General features: G+C 41.9%; 1 protein-coding gene. It reads left to right on the forward strand.

Annotated features, from left to right (window positions below; all coding sequences use genetic code 11):
- Positions 1-241: PDZ domain-containing protein (locus AAEY62_RS24415; protein ID WP_350637064.1), on the forward strand; the 241-nt coding region annotated here is incomplete at both ends.

Consider the following 241-nt stretch of genomic DNA (forward strand, 5'->3'; position numbering starts at 1 on the left):
TTACCAACCTATGGCAGACGCTATTGCACATCGAGCCGACCTAGATTATGTATTAAGTGAAATAGCAGGCGAAATAAACTCAGGTCATATTTATGTTAACTCGGGCGATATGCCAACATCTCCTCGTTTACAGCATGGCTTATTGGGCGCAGAAATTAGCGCGCATAAATCAGGCTTTGTAAAAATAGAGACTATTTTTAAAGGCGAAAACTGGCACGAAAACTTTCGCTCACCGCTAAAC

The organism is Pseudoalteromonas sp. GW168-MNA-CIBAN-0100 (assembly GCF_040309225.1).
GTDB lineage: Bacteria > Pseudomonadota > Gammaproteobacteria > Enterobacterales > Alteromonadaceae > Pseudoalteromonas > Pseudoalteromonas arctica.